This is a genomic window from Verrucomicrobiia bacterium (genome assembly GCA_036405135.1).
In the GTDB taxonomy this organism is placed as follows: Bacteria; Verrucomicrobiota; Verrucomicrobiia; order Limisphaerales; family JAEYXS01; genus JAEYXS01.
The window spans coordinates 366759-381564 of record DASWYF010000020.1; the positions used below are offsets into that span (position 1 = coordinate 366759).

Below are 14806 nucleotides of genomic sequence, written 5' to 3' on the forward strand. Positions count from 1 at the left end.
CAATGCCTCATCGGGTTTTTCATTTGCCGACTTACAAACGGTGCGCGACTGAAATCTACTCTCCCCAGAAAGATTCCAGCCAGCGTCCCGCGTGATGGCGAAAACGTCGGTGCCAGGGGGCTTGTGCTTCGGGTGCAGGTGGAGCTTCGCGCAACCGGATTTGGAGCCGCAGCATGCCGTGATCATTCACGCCCAGGCGCACGCGGCGGAAGTGTGTGTCATTGGTGAAGGACGTATTCATGGGTGCCTGCACTTGCTATTAGCACAGGCGATGCCATCGTCATTCCTGCTGCATGAAGCTGCATTTCGAACGTCACGGTGAAGGCCCGCCCATGGTCATCCTGCACGGTCTGCTGGGCAGTGGAGACAACTGGCATGGTATGGCAAAAATCTGGGCACAAAACTTTACAATTCTTGTCCCTGATCTGCGGAACCACGGTCGCTCACCGCATGCGAATGAAGCGGGCTTCGCTGCGATGGCGGATGATGTGCGCGAATTGATGGATGGTGACGGTCTCTCGCAAGTGACTGTGCTGGGCCACTCTCTAGGTGGAAAGGTGGCGATGCAACTGGCGATGGATTATTCCGAGCTGGTGAAGCGCCTGATTGTCGTGGACATCGCGCCAAAAAGTTATCCGCCCGCGCACAAAGCTTTGCTAGACGCGCTTTTAGCCGTGGATTTGTCCAAGTTCACGACACGCAGTGAAATCGATGCCGTGCTGGCTGGCTCTATTCCACAACCAGCCATTCGCCAATGGTTGCTGAAAAACTTGGGCCGCCTCAACGAAGGCGCCTTTTATTGGAAACCAAATCTGCGAGTGTTGCATGAAAAATTGGCGGAACTCTCCGGCGATTTTGCAGAAATGCGAGCGTTCCACGGGCCGACACTTTTTGTGGCCGGTGGGAATTCCAATTACATCCGCTCGGAGGATGAGCCGCGCATCCGAGAATATTTCCCGCAAGCGCGCTTGGAGACGATTGCAGGGGCAGGACACTGGGTGCATGTGGATGCGCCGGGAAAACTGATTGAACTGGTCCAGCAATTTGCCGGAGAATAGGGGCACCAGATGAGTTCCAGTATTGAGCAATCCATTACCTGTCCGAAGTGCGGGCAGAAGCAATCGTGCACTTTGTGGGAGAGCGTGAATGTCACGTTGAACCCGGAGTTGAAGCAGCGGGTGTTGCAACGTGAACTGAACCAGTTCACCTGCACGGGTTGCGGTCATGGGGCCAGCATCGCCACAAATCTGCTCTATCACGACATGGAGCGAAAGCTGATGCTCTGGCTCGTTCCTCAAGCTGATGGACAGGCTCCGCACAATCTGGAGATCGATCCGAAACTTCAGGTGCTTTCCGAATCCTACAAACTGCGCCTGCTCGGCAGTTACAATGCGTTGCTGGAAAAGATCCGCATCTTCGATGATGGCCAGAATGATTGTTTCGTAGAACTACTGAAACTCGTCGTGGAGGCGCAAGGCCAGAATCCTGGTAACAAGCGTCTACTCTATGGCGGCTTACGCGAGATCGGTGATGTAGATCCAGAGTATCAGATCCTTTTTTTGGAACTGGTGAAGGATGGGCCACCGATGGAATACGCGCTGCCACTCGGTGAGATGAAGGAACTTTTGTGGGAGCGTTTCCCGGATGATGTGTTCCAGCCCATCAGCAGCGGGCAATGGCCCGTGGTGGATCGCAAGTATGCGGCGAAGTGTTTTGAGGAAGCGGAGCCTTGAGTCGTATTGGATCGCGGCTGTGTCCTGCATAGCGGGATCAGCCGCAGCAGGTGAAACAAGCCAGATTTGCCTCGAAATATTTCAGCCTCTCTCTGTTTTCGCACCCGCTGCGGCTGGTTCTCTTGAGGAGAACACAGCCGCGGTCCAAAGACGCTTACTTTCCTTCGCGCCCATGTGGCGCTTTGAAATCCTGTGCGGGACCGATGGGCACGATGCGGGTCGGATTGATGTCTTCGTGCGTGATGTAGTAGTGGCGCTTGATGTGATCCAGATTCACGGTATCCGCAATGCCCGGCTGTTGATACAGGTCGAGCAGATAACCATGTAAATTCGGATAATCCACGATGCGACGCACGTTGCATTTGAAGTGGCCGTGATAAACGGCGTCGAAACGGACGAGTGTGCAGAATAACCGCCAGTCTGCTTCTACGATTCGCTTGCCGAAAAGATAACGCTGTGAGGCCAGACGTTTCTCCAACTCATCCAAGGCATTGAACAGTTCGCGGCAGGGTTTCTCGTATTCACTTTGGCTAGAGGCGAAGCCGGCTTTGTAAACGCCGTTGTTCACGTGATCATAGATGAACTCGGAAAGCTGCGCGTGTTCTTGCTCGATATCCTTAGGGAAAAGATCGACTGACTTGTCACTGAATGCGGCGAAAGCGTCATTAAACATCCGGCAGATGTCGTCTTCGGAATTGTTCACGATGCGACGCGTTTCCTTGTCCCACAACACGGGTACGGTGACGCGGCCTTTGAAATCAGGATCAGTGAGTGCGTAGGCTTCGCTTAGAAATCTGAAGCCGTTGATGGGATCACGCGTGTGTCCGGGGCCATCGGAGAAGGACCAGCCGCGTTCATCGCGCACAGGATCGGTGACGGTCACGCCAATGACGTCCTGCAATCCTTTCAGATTACGGACGATGAGCGTGCGCGAGGCCCAAGGGCACGCGAGCGAAATGTAGAGGTGATAGCGCCCCGCGACAGCCGGGTAAGCCGTGGAGCCATCCGCTGAAACCCACTCGCGAAAGGCGTCTTCCTGTCTTTGGAAACCGCCGGACTCGCTTTGTTCGGAAGAGAACTGTGACTTCGCGCTCATGGCAAAAGATACGTCGACACTTCTGCCTGTCGAGGGAGTGGACGCTGGTTAAGCGTCGATTGCCTTGATGCGGCGTTCGTGGCGGCCACCACCGAAGGGCGTATTGAGAAAGGCGTTCACAATCGCAATCGCCGTTTCTTCGGTGACCATGCGTTGGCCGATGGAGATGATGTTCGCGTTGTTATGCTCGCGCGTGAGTTGCGCAGACTCCACGTTCCAGCACAGGCCACAACGGATGCCTTTGACGCGATTGGCCACGATGGCTTCGCCATTGCCGGAACCGCCGAGGACGATGCCGCGCTCGAATTCACCAGCGGCCACACGCTCTGCAACAGGACGGATATACTGCGGGTAATCGACGGCAGGTGTTTCCGTGTAGGGACCCAAATCATGCACATCATGGCCCAAAGATTTCAGGTATCGGCCGATGATCTCTTTGTAACGGACACCGGCGTGGTCGCTGCCCAAGGCAATCTTCATAATAAAATGAGTTACTGAACGGGCGGGATGGTGCCTTTGGCGCATGGAAGTGAAAAGTAAAACGTAGCACCTTCGCCGACTTTGCCTTCCGCCCACGTCTTGCCGCCATGACGGGCGATGATGCGACGTACGTTCGCCAAACCTACGCCGACGCCTTCGAATTCCTCTTTGCGGTGCAAGCGCTGGAAAACGCCGAAGAGCTTGTCCGCATACTTCATGTCGAAGCCCACGCCGTTGTCTTTCACGAAGATGGTGGCCTCTGTATCGTTCGCTGAAGCCCCAATTTCGATCACCGCAGGATTGCGTGGTTTGCTATATTTGATGGCGTTGAGGATCAGATTGCTCAAGACGTGCCGAAGGAGAAAGGGATCAGCTTGTACGTTGGGCAAATCTGCGATATTCCATTCTATGTTCCGGTCTTTCGTCTCGGGCTTGAGCTGCTGGATGATCTCTTCCACCAGTGCTTTCAGTTCCACCTCGGTCTGCCACATCTCCGTGCGGCTCATGCGGGAGAATTCGAGCAGATCATCGATCATCTGGCCCATCTGTTTGGCGGAACTGGCGATGAGACCTAGGTAGTTGCGCTCCTCATCGGTGAAATGCGAATCGGAATCTTTGAGGAAATCTATAAAGCCATTGATATGCCGCAACGGAGTGCGCAGATCGTGGGAAACCGAATAGGAAAAAGCTTCGAGTTCTTTGTTCGCCTCTTCGAGTTGCACCGTGCGTTCGCGAACGCTTTGACCCAAGGCGATGTTTTCGAGGCGCAAACGCCGTATCGACATGGCTCGAGATAGCACGGGGAGAACGACGCTCAGTTTGAATGGTTTCAGGATATAATCCAACGCGCCGGACTTCATCGCTTCCACGGCGGTGGCAATGGTGCCTTCACCGGTCATGATGATCCCGACAAGATCGGGATCTTTCTCCAAGGCTCCTTGGAGCAAATTGATACCGTTCATCTCCGGCATCATGAGGTCGGTGAGCAGCAGATCGTATTCAGATTTCCTCAGGCTTTCGAGCGCCGCTTTGGCGGAGGAGAAGCCGACCGTGTCGTAGCCGTGATCCTTGAGCGTGTTGCACAGCGCCTTCATCTGGGCGCTTTCGTCGTCGACGATCAGGATTCTTGGCGCTGGAGTATCGGCCATAGGCTTAAGGTTTGCCTGTCCAGGCTGGCTGGTTCGCATGAGCTTGTCTCAGGCGGCAGGGCTGGCGGACAGTTTCACAATGTTCCGCGATTTATGCAAATGTCCAAATCCTGTCATGGATTTTTTTGTGTCAATTGCGCCAGGGCTTCGCGCATTTCCCGTAATTTTGGCGGTTTGTTCAATACTTTGTCCACATGCGGCGGGATGTCCCCTTCTGCCACGAGCCGCTGGCCCCAGCCGGTGAGCATGATCACGGGTGTGTTTTCAGAAATGCTCTTGATGGCAGCGGCGACTTTGCGGCCATCCACGTAAGGCATTCCCAAATCGGTGATGACGGCAGAAAATCGTTCACCACTGTCGTGCGTCTTGCGGAAGGTGTCGATGCCTTCCTGACCGCCATTGGCAGAGACGATGGCATGACCATCACCGGCAAGGGTGTCAGAGAGAGATTTGATCAGGAGCGGGTCGTCATCAACGATCAAAATGCGGAGACGGCTGGGGATCACGAAAGCCTCGGCCGCCGGGCCGATGTGTCCATTGGTGGTGACGGGCACAGGGAAGCCGATCCGCATGGTGGTACCTTTGCCAGTTGCGCTGTCGATCTCGATCTCGGCATTGTGACGGCGCACGATGCCGTAAACCATCGCCAGACCGAGGCCGGTGCCGCGTTCGCCTTTGGTGGTGAAGAATGGTTCGAGGCAACGCCGCCGCGTGCTTTCATCCATGCCCACCCCTGTATCGCTGACTTCGATGTGAACGAGTTTGGAAGGTGGTTGGGATGTTTTGGTGCGCAGCGTCAATGTGCCGCCTTCAGGCATGGCATCGACGGCGTTGAAGATGAGGTTTACCAGGGCTTCACGGATCTCGCTTTCCACACCCATTACTGGAGGCAGTTCTGGAGCGAGATCGGTTTCCAGTTTGATGAAGATGCCTCGTTGTTGCGGCATGTCGCTCCAGCGGGCGCGCGCGAGGTCGATGACCTGTTGCACAAGCTGGTTCAGCTTCACCGGCAGCAAAGTGAGCTCCGTTTCGCGCTGGCGGTAGAATTCACGCATGCGTGCGACGGTGTGGGAAACATCCTCGATCGCGTGTTGGATGGTGGTCAGGTAATCGCGGGCGCGCTCACTGAGGTTCGGTTCCCGTTCCAGCAAGGATTCGGTGTAAAGCGCGACGGGTGAGATGGCGTTGTTGATGTCGTGGGCGATGCCGCTGGCCATCTGTCCGAGGGCCTTCAGGCGTTCTTGCTGCATGATGGCCTGCTGGGTTTGGCGCAGGTCATCGTACGCTTTTTGCAGTGCTTCGTAGAGATTTGCCTGATGCGCGGCGAGGGCGACGTGTTCGCTCAATTGCCGGAGAAACTCGCATTCGCCACTGCTGAAACTGTTAACTGTTTTCCTGGCGGCTACCAGCACGCCGAAGACTTTGCTTTCGACGAGCAAGGGAGCGGCGACGAAGGAGCGCAGGCCGCCTTTGGCTAGACGTTGCGGGAAAGGGAACTTGGCCTCGCTTATATCCGGCTCGTAGACGAGCTGGCCGCGTACACAACGGGAAAGGCCGTTTTGATCGATTTCGACCTTGGCCTGATTTGTCATGGCGAGATCCGTGGCCAAGGTCTGGCATTGCACACCCACATTGGCCACGGTGAGCATGTTCGCCGAGGGGTCGTAGAGGCAGATGCAGATGAAGTCGATGGGCAGGCGCTCTTCCAAGGTTCGGACGACCACCTGGAATATGCTGGGCAGGTCGAGGCGTTCGCCGATGGCGCGCGTGATGCGATGCAGGAGTTCGAGGCGCGCCAGTTGGGATTGTGTGCGGATGTCTGCTTCATTGCGTTGAGCGACTTCCTCTTTCAAAGACTCATTGGCTTTGCGCAGCGCCGCATCGCGTTCATCGATGCCCCTAAGGAATAGATTGAAGGCATCGGTCAACGCGCCGACTTCATTTTTTCCATTAGGCGGGACGCGTACGGAGTAGTCTTTCTTCTCGGCGATGGTTTTGACCGTTTCCGTCAATGCCAGCAAAGGCTGGGAGATCGGCTTTTGCAATGGCTTGGCCACAACAAAGGCGATGAGGACTGAACCGAGCACGACGAGCAGGCCGATGAACAGGGAAACACCCAAACGCTGGAACAGGCCTTTCAGGTCGCTTTGGAGATAGAGCGTGCCGATGCGTTTCCCGTCCAGATCGATAGGGCGGTAGAGTTTCAAATTACCTGCGGCATAACGATGGCCGTCCTTGCCCGGGTGGTCGGGGAAATCGATGACGTTCCCCTCGCGTTTGTAATCGGCAAAGGGTTCACCTTTGGCATTGTAAACACGGGCGGCGATGATGTGGGGCTCGGATTGCAACGCCTGCAGCACTTGCGCCGCTGCCTCGTTATCCTGAAAGGAGAGGGCAGCGCGGGTGTTTTGGGCGAGCACGTCCGCCAGCACAGTCGTGCTCCGCGCCATGGTGATCCGATAATCGAAGAACTGGTAAATGGCGAGCAGGCCGCAGGCTAGGAGAAGGACGACTACGCAGGTAAGCTGGATGACCAACGTCACTTTCCGCTTCAGGGGAAGGTCATTGAGCCATTTCATGCTATTTGCCCCCCTTTCCCTCGACGATTTTTCCAAGGCTCAGGAGATCGGAGCGGATCTTGAGGCCGCAACGCTGGGCGGCGGCCGGATTTATCTCAAAGCGGATCTTGGTTTTTTCCGGATAAAAGCCGATATGCCCGCCACCGGTGCAGAATCCGTCCGTTTCCCCCACTACGAGTATCGGACGGGTGGCGGCATCGGCCACTGCTTTGAAGACATTGTTCTTCTCGGACTTGGAGATGAAGAGCATCTGGCAGTCTTTGAGATCTTCCACTTTTTTTGCCCGTTTCACCTGGATCTTCCGGTTTTTCACCGTTTCACCCTGGGTGGTGGCCTCCAAGACCTGGCCGAACGGGTCTTCTCCCAAGATGCCGATGCGAAACGGATCGCCCTCGCTCGAGAAGGCTTCGGGCTCCCAATCAACGAATTTGGTGAAGTTCAGGAGGAAGGCGGCCTTGATCTGGTACTCCTTGGACTGGCCAAGGGCGTAGAGCGGCAGGAGCGCCAACAGGCAGAGAACGACGAGACTGCATTTGGAGCTTGGGCGAGACATGATGTTGCTACCACCGCAAGGTGACCTTTCCGTAGACGCTGCGCTGGATCTCCTGGGCACTGTTGAATTCCGCATGCTGCCGGTCCCAGAGGTTCTGGCCGACCACGGCGAATTCCATGTTCTTGTAATGCCAGGCGAGGCGCACATCGAACGTGAAGTAGCGTGGCACCTGCGGGTCGGAAAGTGAGGAGACGAAGCGCGCGGTCGTATCGAGTTCGAAGTTCTGCGGCAGATCGAGGATGGATTGCAGCACGATCTGGTTTTGCGGGTCATTGCCTTGGCTGGCGAGGACGGCTTGGGTCACATTATGGCCCAGTTGGCTCCAGAGGTCTTTGTGGAAATAAGTATAACCGCCGCGCAGCCGCCACCAATCAGCCGCCTGGTAAACACCGGAGAGTTCGAGGCCGTATGATTGGCCTTCGGCACCGTTCTGGATGGTGAAGGGGATGGGCACACCGGTGGCTGCGGGTTCGACGCTATAAACATCCGTGTAACGGTTGTAGAACGTGGCCAGAGAGAGGGAAATGCGTTCTGTGGGCTGGAGGCGGTAGCCCAGCTCATAGGCTATGAGGCGTTCGGCTTCAAAGTTCGGCCCGCCAGCAATGATGTAGGGCGGGGTGATGGGAATGTGATAATCCGAATCGATACGGCTGGGGGTGCGGACAGCGCGCGAAACGGCACCCCAGACGGTTTGCCGTTCAGTGGGTGTCCAGGCCAGACGGGCTGATGGCTGGACTTCAAAGCCGGAGAAGTCGTTGTGTTCCAGCTTGGTGCCAAGCGTGAGTTTCAAACGGTCCGGCAGCAAGGTTATCTCATCCTGCAAGAATCCACTGAAGAGCTGCATGTTCCGTTCCACGGGAACAAAGCCGACGATGGCGGTGCTGGTGGGTGTCTTGTCCTGCATCAGGCGATAGCCCGCGCCCCAGAGGAGGTTGTGACGTTCACCGATCGCAAAACGATGCTGAAAATCGAGGTCATAGGTGTTGAGCCGGTCGGTGATGGTGCTGGGGATGTCGCGCCGCCAAGTGCGGTCCCAATAGAGCTGGAGGCTCATGTCGGATTCCTCCGAGAAAGTATGAGTCCAGCGGCCCAAAACATTTTGACCATCCAAGCCAGAAACGGCGGATGTCGGAACGTTCTGTATATCGCCACTGTAGAAGTCGCCTTGCAGAGTGAGCGTATTGGCTTCCGAGGGATAGTAATCCATGCGGAAACCGCCATTGGCCATGTCCCAGGCGTTGATGCCGTCACCGCGATTAGGGGTGCGTGTGCTGTCGCGCTCGAAGCGTTGCATGTAAACGCGGTAGAAGAAGTTCGTGCCTGCCTGCCCACCGTAACGGATCGCACCGTAATTGTTCAGGAATGTGCCTGCAGCGGCGGATACATAGAGACCTTGGGTTTCCTTGGCGCTTTTGGTGATGATGTTGATCACGCCGTTGACCGCATTGGCGCCCCAGAGAGTTCCGCCTGGACCGCTGACGACTTCGATGCGGTCGATATCTTCCATCAGGATATTTTGGGCATCCCAGAAGACACCGGCATCCAGCGGTGTGTAAACGGAGCGGCCATCGATCATCACGAGGAGTTTGTTGGCGAAGACGGCATTGAAGCCGCGTGAACTCACCACCCAGCCGTAGGAATTGATTTGCTGTACCGTGAGATTTGGTGCCAGGCGCAAGGCATCAGCCAAGGTCATGGCGCCTGAGCGGCGGATGTCTTCTCCCGTGACGACTTGAACTGCGGAAGCGGAGCGGGAAAGTCTTTCCGGAGTCTTGGTAACGATGGTCACGTCCTGATCCATCAGTTCGGCAAGACTCATCGATTTATAGATAGGCGCGCCAGCCAGATTGGTGGATGAACCTGAGCTCTCTTGCGCCCTCAAAAGGCCGGTGCTGAAATAAGAAACATACAGCAAAATAGCGAGCCAGCGTCCTGTGTTTAAAGGACGCGGCAGCGATGCTGATAGATTTTTTTGTCCGGTCTCGAACATACGTTAACGCTGTTATTCGATGACAATTAGCCTTTGCGCCCCTCCCATTCCGTTGATGCTGGCAGTCAAACAAACTGGCAGTGGAATAACAAGCGGCTTTTCCTGGAATGAGAATCTTTATGTTCCGAGCAGCGATTGTGCTCCATCTATATATATGTCTGTGCCGGTAATGTGAGTTGCGGCGCTTGAGGCAAGGAAACAGGCCAGTTCGGCGACCTGTTCAGCTGTGCCGGGTTCGTTCTCTGAGAGCGGGATATAGGGTTGCTTGGCCGGCAGCGGGATTTTCTCCACGTTTCTGATCGCTGTGGATTTGCCGATATTCGTCCGTATGGCTCCGGGGCAGATGACGTTCACGCGGATCTTATGCGGCGCCAATTCCAAGGCGGTCATCTTGGCGAATGCCACTTGTGCGGCTTTCGAGCAGGCGTAAGCGGTGGCGCCCAAATTGTTGAACATACGGTTGCCGTTGATGGAGGCGACGATGATTACCGAGCCGCCCCGCGCGCGCAGCATGGGCAGTGCATATTTCAACGTCAGGAAGGTGCCGCGCAGGTTTACCTGCATGGTCTCATCCCACTCTGCGGTTTCGAGTTCATCCACTGGACACCAGACACCATTGATTCCGGCGTTGATAACGAGGACGTCCAATTGAGTCCATGTCCTGGCGCAGGTAGCGAACGCTTCACGCATGGGTTCTTCCAAGCCGACATCGGCACCCAGGGCGATGTGCTGGCCGAGACCCTCGAGTCTCGCTGCCGTTGTCTCAGAATCGTCTAACTTGCGGCTGAGAACGGCTACGGATGCGCCGTGTTTAGCGAGCATCTGAGCCGTGGCCAAGCCGATGCCAGAGGCTCCGCCTGTCACCAAGGCGGTTTTGCCTGAAAAGTCAAAAACGTTGGTGATCATGGTATTCAAGGAGACCTGCATTTGCGCGCCCAGCCATGGTACACCTGTTTTCTCAAAGTGCATCTTCCCCGAGATGGAAAAGTCAAAGTCCCTTCCCGTGGTTGACAAGCGCGGTTTCGTTGGAAACACTGTCGGCGCGGTCGGAGGCCAACTTAGCTCAGCGGTAGAGCAGCTGTTTTGTAAACAGCCGGTCGCCAGTTCAATCCTGGCAGTTGGCTCCACCTTTCTAATTCTGCTTCCCGATGGTAATTTCCGCTTTTGCCAGGGTTCTTTCCGTGTTAGGCTTTCAGGGAATCGCAAGGGGAGCCGATATGGGATGCTGGATAGTGTCGTATGAGCAAGCTGAAGGTATTACATTTGGAAGATAGCCCCGTCGATGCGCTGCTGGTGAAACGGGCCATGGAACGGAGCGGGTTTCAGGTCGACTGGCAACATGTCGACGATGCGGGCCAGTTCCGTAATTCCCTCAAGCAAGCCGGCCTTGATCTTATTTTGGTGGATAACGGCCTGCCCGGTTTCAGCGGCCAGGATGCTCTCAAACAAGTGAAGGAGAATTGCCCCGGGGTGCCGTTGATTTTCGTATCCGGCGCGGCAAATGAAGCCCAAGTTAAAGAGTGCTTCGCGGCGGGAGCCACGGATTTCGTCCTGAAAGATCATCTCTGGCAGCTCACAGCTGCAGTCAAACGGTTACACCTGGGCAAACCGGGAGCCACGCCCGCACCAGAGGATGGTGCCGGTCCGGTCGGGCTGGCGAAGGATGAATCCCAACTGGAGAGGCACAACCGGGCGATGCGGCGGCTGGTGCAGGCAGTGCAGGAATTATCTCATGCGCGCTCGCTGGATGCGGTGACTGCGATCGTCCGGAAAGCTGCGCGTGAATTGACCGGGGCAGACGGTGCAACGTTTGTTCTGCGGGATGAGGACAAGTGCAGTTATGTGGATGAAAACGCGATCGGGCCCTTGTGGAAGGGGCAGAAGTTTCCGTTGAGCGCGTGCATCAGCGGATGGGCGATGCTGAACAAGAAGCCAGCGGTCATCCCGGACATCTACGTGGACCCGCGCATTCCGGTGGATGCGTATCGCCCTACCTTTGTGAAGAGTCTGGTGATGGTCCCCATCCGCACCAGCGATCCGATCGGGTCGATCGGCAATTACTGGGCCACGCCTCACGAGGCGACTGCGGAAGAAGTGGAGTTGCTGCAAGCCCTGGCGAACACGACTTCTGTGGCGTTGGAGAATGTGCAGGTTTATTCGGAATTGGAGCAACGGGTCCAGGACCGCACGTTGCAACTGGCCGCTGCGAATCGCGAACTGGAAGCATTTTCCTATTCTGTCTCCCATGATTTGCGCACGCCTATCCGCAGCATCGATGTGCTGGCCACATTGATCGCCGAGGAAAAGGAGAACAGGTTAAGCGTAGAGGGGACGGGATATTTGGCGAAGATTCAGGAGGAAACGCGGAACATGTCCGCACTGATCGATGATCTGCTGCGGCTGGCCAAGCTCTCCCGGGTGGAGCTGCACAGTGAGACAGTGCCGCTGAGCCAGTTGGCGGAAAAGATTTTGAAAAAGTTCCAGGCTCGCGACATGGAGCGCAAAGTTCGCACGCAGATCCAGCCAGCCATTGAAGTCAAGGGGGATGCCGGACTGCTCCAGGTGGTATTGGAAAACCTTCTTTCCAACGCATGGAAATATTCTTCCCGCAGGCCGGACGCTTCCGTGGAGTTTGGTTGCCTGCCGGCGGCGGATGAGGGGGGTGATCCGGTCTTTTTTGTGCGCGACAACGGTGCCGGTTTCAGCATGAGCTTCACTGACCGCCTGTTCCAGCCATTCCAACGTCTTCACTCGCCGGAGGAATTCACTGGCAATGGAGTCGGTTTGGCGACGGTTCAGCGTATCATCCAGCGCCACGGCGGCAAGATATGGGCGAAGTCTGAAGTGGGGCAGGGGGCGACCTTCTTTTTCACCATTCCTCAGGGTGTTGCATCGAATAGGATGTGATGTCGAGTTGGCAGATTTATTGAATAACTGCCCCTTCCCACGTATCGAAAATAGGGTTATAAGACCTTTATGTACCGCCGTCTTCAGACATTGCTATGCGCCTCCGCATTCGCCGGGCTGTTGTTCCCGGTCACGGGTCAGGCTGTGGAAGTGTCGTTTGAGCGGGATGTGATGGCGGCGATCACCAAGACCGGTTGCAACATAGGCGGCTGTCATGGCAACCAATCTGGCAAAGCCAGCTTCAAACTTTCGCTGTGGGGAAGCGATCCGGATTACGACTACGATGCTCTGACCCGCGATTTCTTCGGGCGTCGTATCGATTCATTCAATCCCGATCAAAGCCTCCTCTTGTTGAAAGGTTCTGCGTCGCTCGCACATGAGGGCGGTCAACGCTTCACCAAGGACTCGCTGGAATACAAAGTCATCCGCGACTGGATTGCTGCTGGTGCCAAACGTGATCCGACGAATGCCCCCAAGGTGGTGAAGCTGGACGTCACACCGTTGGAGCGCATCCTCATCGCGCCGGACAAAAGTTTTAACATCAAGGCAACCGCGACTTTCTCCGATGGCACAACGCGTGATGTTACGCGCATCGCGACTTATGCGCCTGCTTCGCCGAAGGCGGCGGTGAGCATTGATGGCAAAGTAGAGCTGCAGAATGACGGCGAGACATCCGTGCTCGTGCGGTATCTGAACCAGCATGTGTCCGTCCGCACGGCGAGCCTGCCGAACCGGCCTTTCAAGTGGCAGAATCCCACGGCTTACAATTACGTGGATCGCCACATCTTCACCAAGCTCCAGAAGATGCGGGTGAATGCTTCGGCTGTATCTGCGGATCACGAATTCATCCGGCGCGCGTATCTGGACCTGCACGGCTTGCTGCCCACGGCGGAGCAAGCGCGTCAGTTTGTGGCGGATAAAGATCCGCAGAAGCGCAGCAAGCTCATTGATCGTCTGCTCGAACAGCCGGAGTATGCGGATTTCTGGGCGTTGAAATGGTCTGACTTGTTACGCAACGAAGAAAAGTCGCTCGATCGCAAGGGCGTGCAATCCCTGCACGCGTGGATTCGCCAGAGCTTCGCGGAGAACAAACCGCTCGACCAGTTCGCACGTGAACTGGTTTCCGCGCGCGGCAGCACGTATGCGAATCCGCCAGCGAACTATTATCGCGCCAGCCGCGATGCCTCCACACGTGCCGAGACGACCGCACAGCTCTTCCTCGGCAGCCGGCTCTCCTGTGCGCGTTGTCACAATCATCCTTTCGAGCGCTGGACGCAGGATGATTACTACGATTGGGCCGGCCTGTTCGCACGCATCGATTACAAGATCATCGAGAATAAACGTCGCGACCGCAGTGACTTGAACGAGTTTGTGGGTGAGCAGATCGTGTTCTTCAACGAGAGGGGTGAAGTGAAGAACGCGCGCACAGGCAATGACGCCAAACCACGTTTCCTCGGCATGACGAAGTCCACCGTGGCGCTTGAGGATGATCGCCTCGCGGCCTTGGGCGACTGGCTCGCCTCGCCGAAGAACGAGATGTTTGTGCGCGCGCAGGTGAACCGCATCTGGTTCCATCTCATGGGCCGCGGCATCGTGGATCCCGTGGATGATTTCAGCGTGAACAATCTGCCAAGCCATCCGGAATTGCTCGATGCACTCTCGGCGGATTTTGTGAAGAACAAGTTCGATGTGAAGCAGCTCATCCGCACAATCATGAATTCGCGGAGCTACCAGATCTCCTCCACGCCGAATGAATCGAACGCGGATGATGTGGTCAACTATTCACGCAACATCCCGCGCCGCATGCAGGCGGAGTTGATCCTGGATGCCGCCGCGCAATTGACCGGCACGACTTTGCGCTTCAATGGCTATCCGGAAGGCACTCGCGCCACGCAGATCCCCGGCGTTGAAGCCGTGCGTCGTCGTGATGCCAAGAGCGGTTCCGGTGAAGAGAACTTCCTGCAGACCTTCGGCAAGCCGCCGCGCCTCATTTCCACCGAGTGCGAGCGTTCGAACGACACCACGATGGGGCAGGCATTCCAACTCATCAGCGGGCCCTTGCTGAACGGCTTCATCAGCCGCGAGAACAACCGCATCGATACACTCATCAAAGCGGGCAAGACCAACGAGCAGATCATCGATGAACTCTTCTGGACCGCCACGAGCCGTGCCCCGGGCAGGGATGAGATGGGGATGACAATGACACATCTCAAGGAGGAGCCGGATCGTCGCAAAGCTTTGGAGGATGTGCTCTGGGCTCTCCTGAATGCAAAGGAGTTCGTGTTGCGGTATTGAGCTATTTCATCGGCTCCACCTTCAT

At 56.3% G+C, this 14806-nt stretch carries 12 protein-coding genes and 1 tRNA gene; 5 read left to right on the plus strand and 8 right to left on the minus strand.

Annotated features, from left to right (window positions below; genetic code table 11):
- Positions 1-55: 55 nt before the first annotated feature.
- A complete protein-coding gene (locus VGH19_10235; GenBank protein ID HEY1171739.1) occupies positions 56-241 on the minus strand; it encodes a hypothetical protein in 186 nt (61 codons plus the stop codon).
- Between the two features lie 52 nt (positions 242-293).
- Here VGH19_10235 and VGH19_10240 point away from each other — a divergent pair, with 52 nt between their 5' ends.
- A complete protein-coding gene (locus VGH19_10240) occupies positions 294-1058 on the plus strand; it encodes an alpha/beta fold hydrolase (GenBank protein ID HEY1171740.1) in 765 nt (254 codons plus the stop codon).
- Between the two features lie 9 nt (positions 1059-1067).
- Positions 1068-1733: a CpXC domain-containing protein gene (locus tag VGH19_10245; protein HEY1171741.1), complete on the plus strand. Its 666-nt coding sequence runs from the start codon at positions 1068-1070 to the stop codon at positions 1731-1733.
- Positions 1734-1887: 154 nt separating this feature from the next.
- Here VGH19_10245 and VGH19_10250 read toward each other — a convergent pair whose 3' ends face one another.
- The 7 genes from VGH19_10250 to VGH19_10280 form a co-directional block, all read right to left on the minus strand.
- Positions 1888-2829 carry a glutathione S-transferase family protein gene (locus tag VGH19_10250; protein HEY1171742.1) on the minus strand — a complete coding sequence of 314 codons (942 nt, stop codon included), beginning with the start codon at positions 2827-2829 and terminating at the stop codon, positions 1888-1890.
- Positions 2830-2877: 48 nt separating this feature from the next.
- On the minus strand, positions 2878-3309 hold the full coding sequence (rpiB, locus tag VGH19_10255) for a ribose 5-phosphate isomerase B (GenBank protein HEY1171743.1): 432 nt from the start codon (positions 3307-3309) through the stop codon (positions 2878-2880).
- Between the two features lie 11 nt (positions 3310-3320).
- Positions 3321-4457: a response regulator gene (locus tag VGH19_10260; protein ID HEY1171744.1), complete on the minus strand. Its 1137-nt coding sequence runs from the start codon at positions 4455-4457 to the stop codon at positions 3321-3323.
- Positions 4458-4570: 113 nt separating this feature from the next.
- Positions 4571-7036, minus strand: a complete 2466-nt coding sequence (locus VGH19_10265) for an ATP-binding protein (GenBank protein ID HEY1171745.1) — start codon at positions 7034-7036, stop codon at positions 4571-4573.
- 1 nt (position 7037) lies between these two features.
- The gene (locus VGH19_10270; GenBank protein HEY1171746.1) at positions 7038-7589 is read right to left on the minus strand and encodes a YfiR family protein; all 552 of its coding nucleotides are present in this window, start codon (positions 7587-7589) and stop codon (positions 7038-7040) included.
- Positions 7590-7596: 7 nt separating this feature from the next.
- Positions 7597-9408, minus strand: coding sequence for a TonB-dependent receptor (locus VGH19_10275; GenBank protein ID HEY1171747.1), 1812 nt, complete (start codon positions 9406-9408; stop codon positions 7597-7599).
- Positions 9409-9696: 288 nt separating this feature from the next.
- A complete protein-coding gene (locus VGH19_10280; GenBank protein ID HEY1171748.1) occupies positions 9697-10485 on the minus strand; it encodes an SDR family NAD(P)-dependent oxidoreductase in 789 nt (262 codons plus the stop codon).
- Between the two features lie 146 nt (positions 10486-10631).
- Here VGH19_10280 and VGH19_10285 point away from each other — a divergent pair.
- The 3 genes from VGH19_10285 (at position 10632) to VGH19_10295 (ending at position 14781) form a co-directional block, all read left to right on the plus strand.
- Positions 10632-10706, plus strand: a tRNA-Thr gene (locus tag VGH19_10285).
- A gap of 112 nt (positions 10707-10818) precedes the next feature.
- Positions 10819-12486 carry an ATP-binding protein gene (locus VGH19_10290; GenBank protein ID HEY1171749.1) on the plus strand — a complete coding sequence of 556 codons (1668 nt, stop codon included), beginning with the start codon at positions 10819-10821 and terminating at the stop codon, positions 12484-12486.
- Positions 12487-12555: 69 nt separating this feature from the next.
- Entirely contained in the window at positions 12556-14781 is a 2226-nt protein-coding gene (locus tag VGH19_10295; GenBank protein HEY1171750.1) for a DUF1549 and DUF1553 domain-containing protein, read from the plus strand.
- Positions 14782-14806 lie beyond the last annotated feature (25 nt).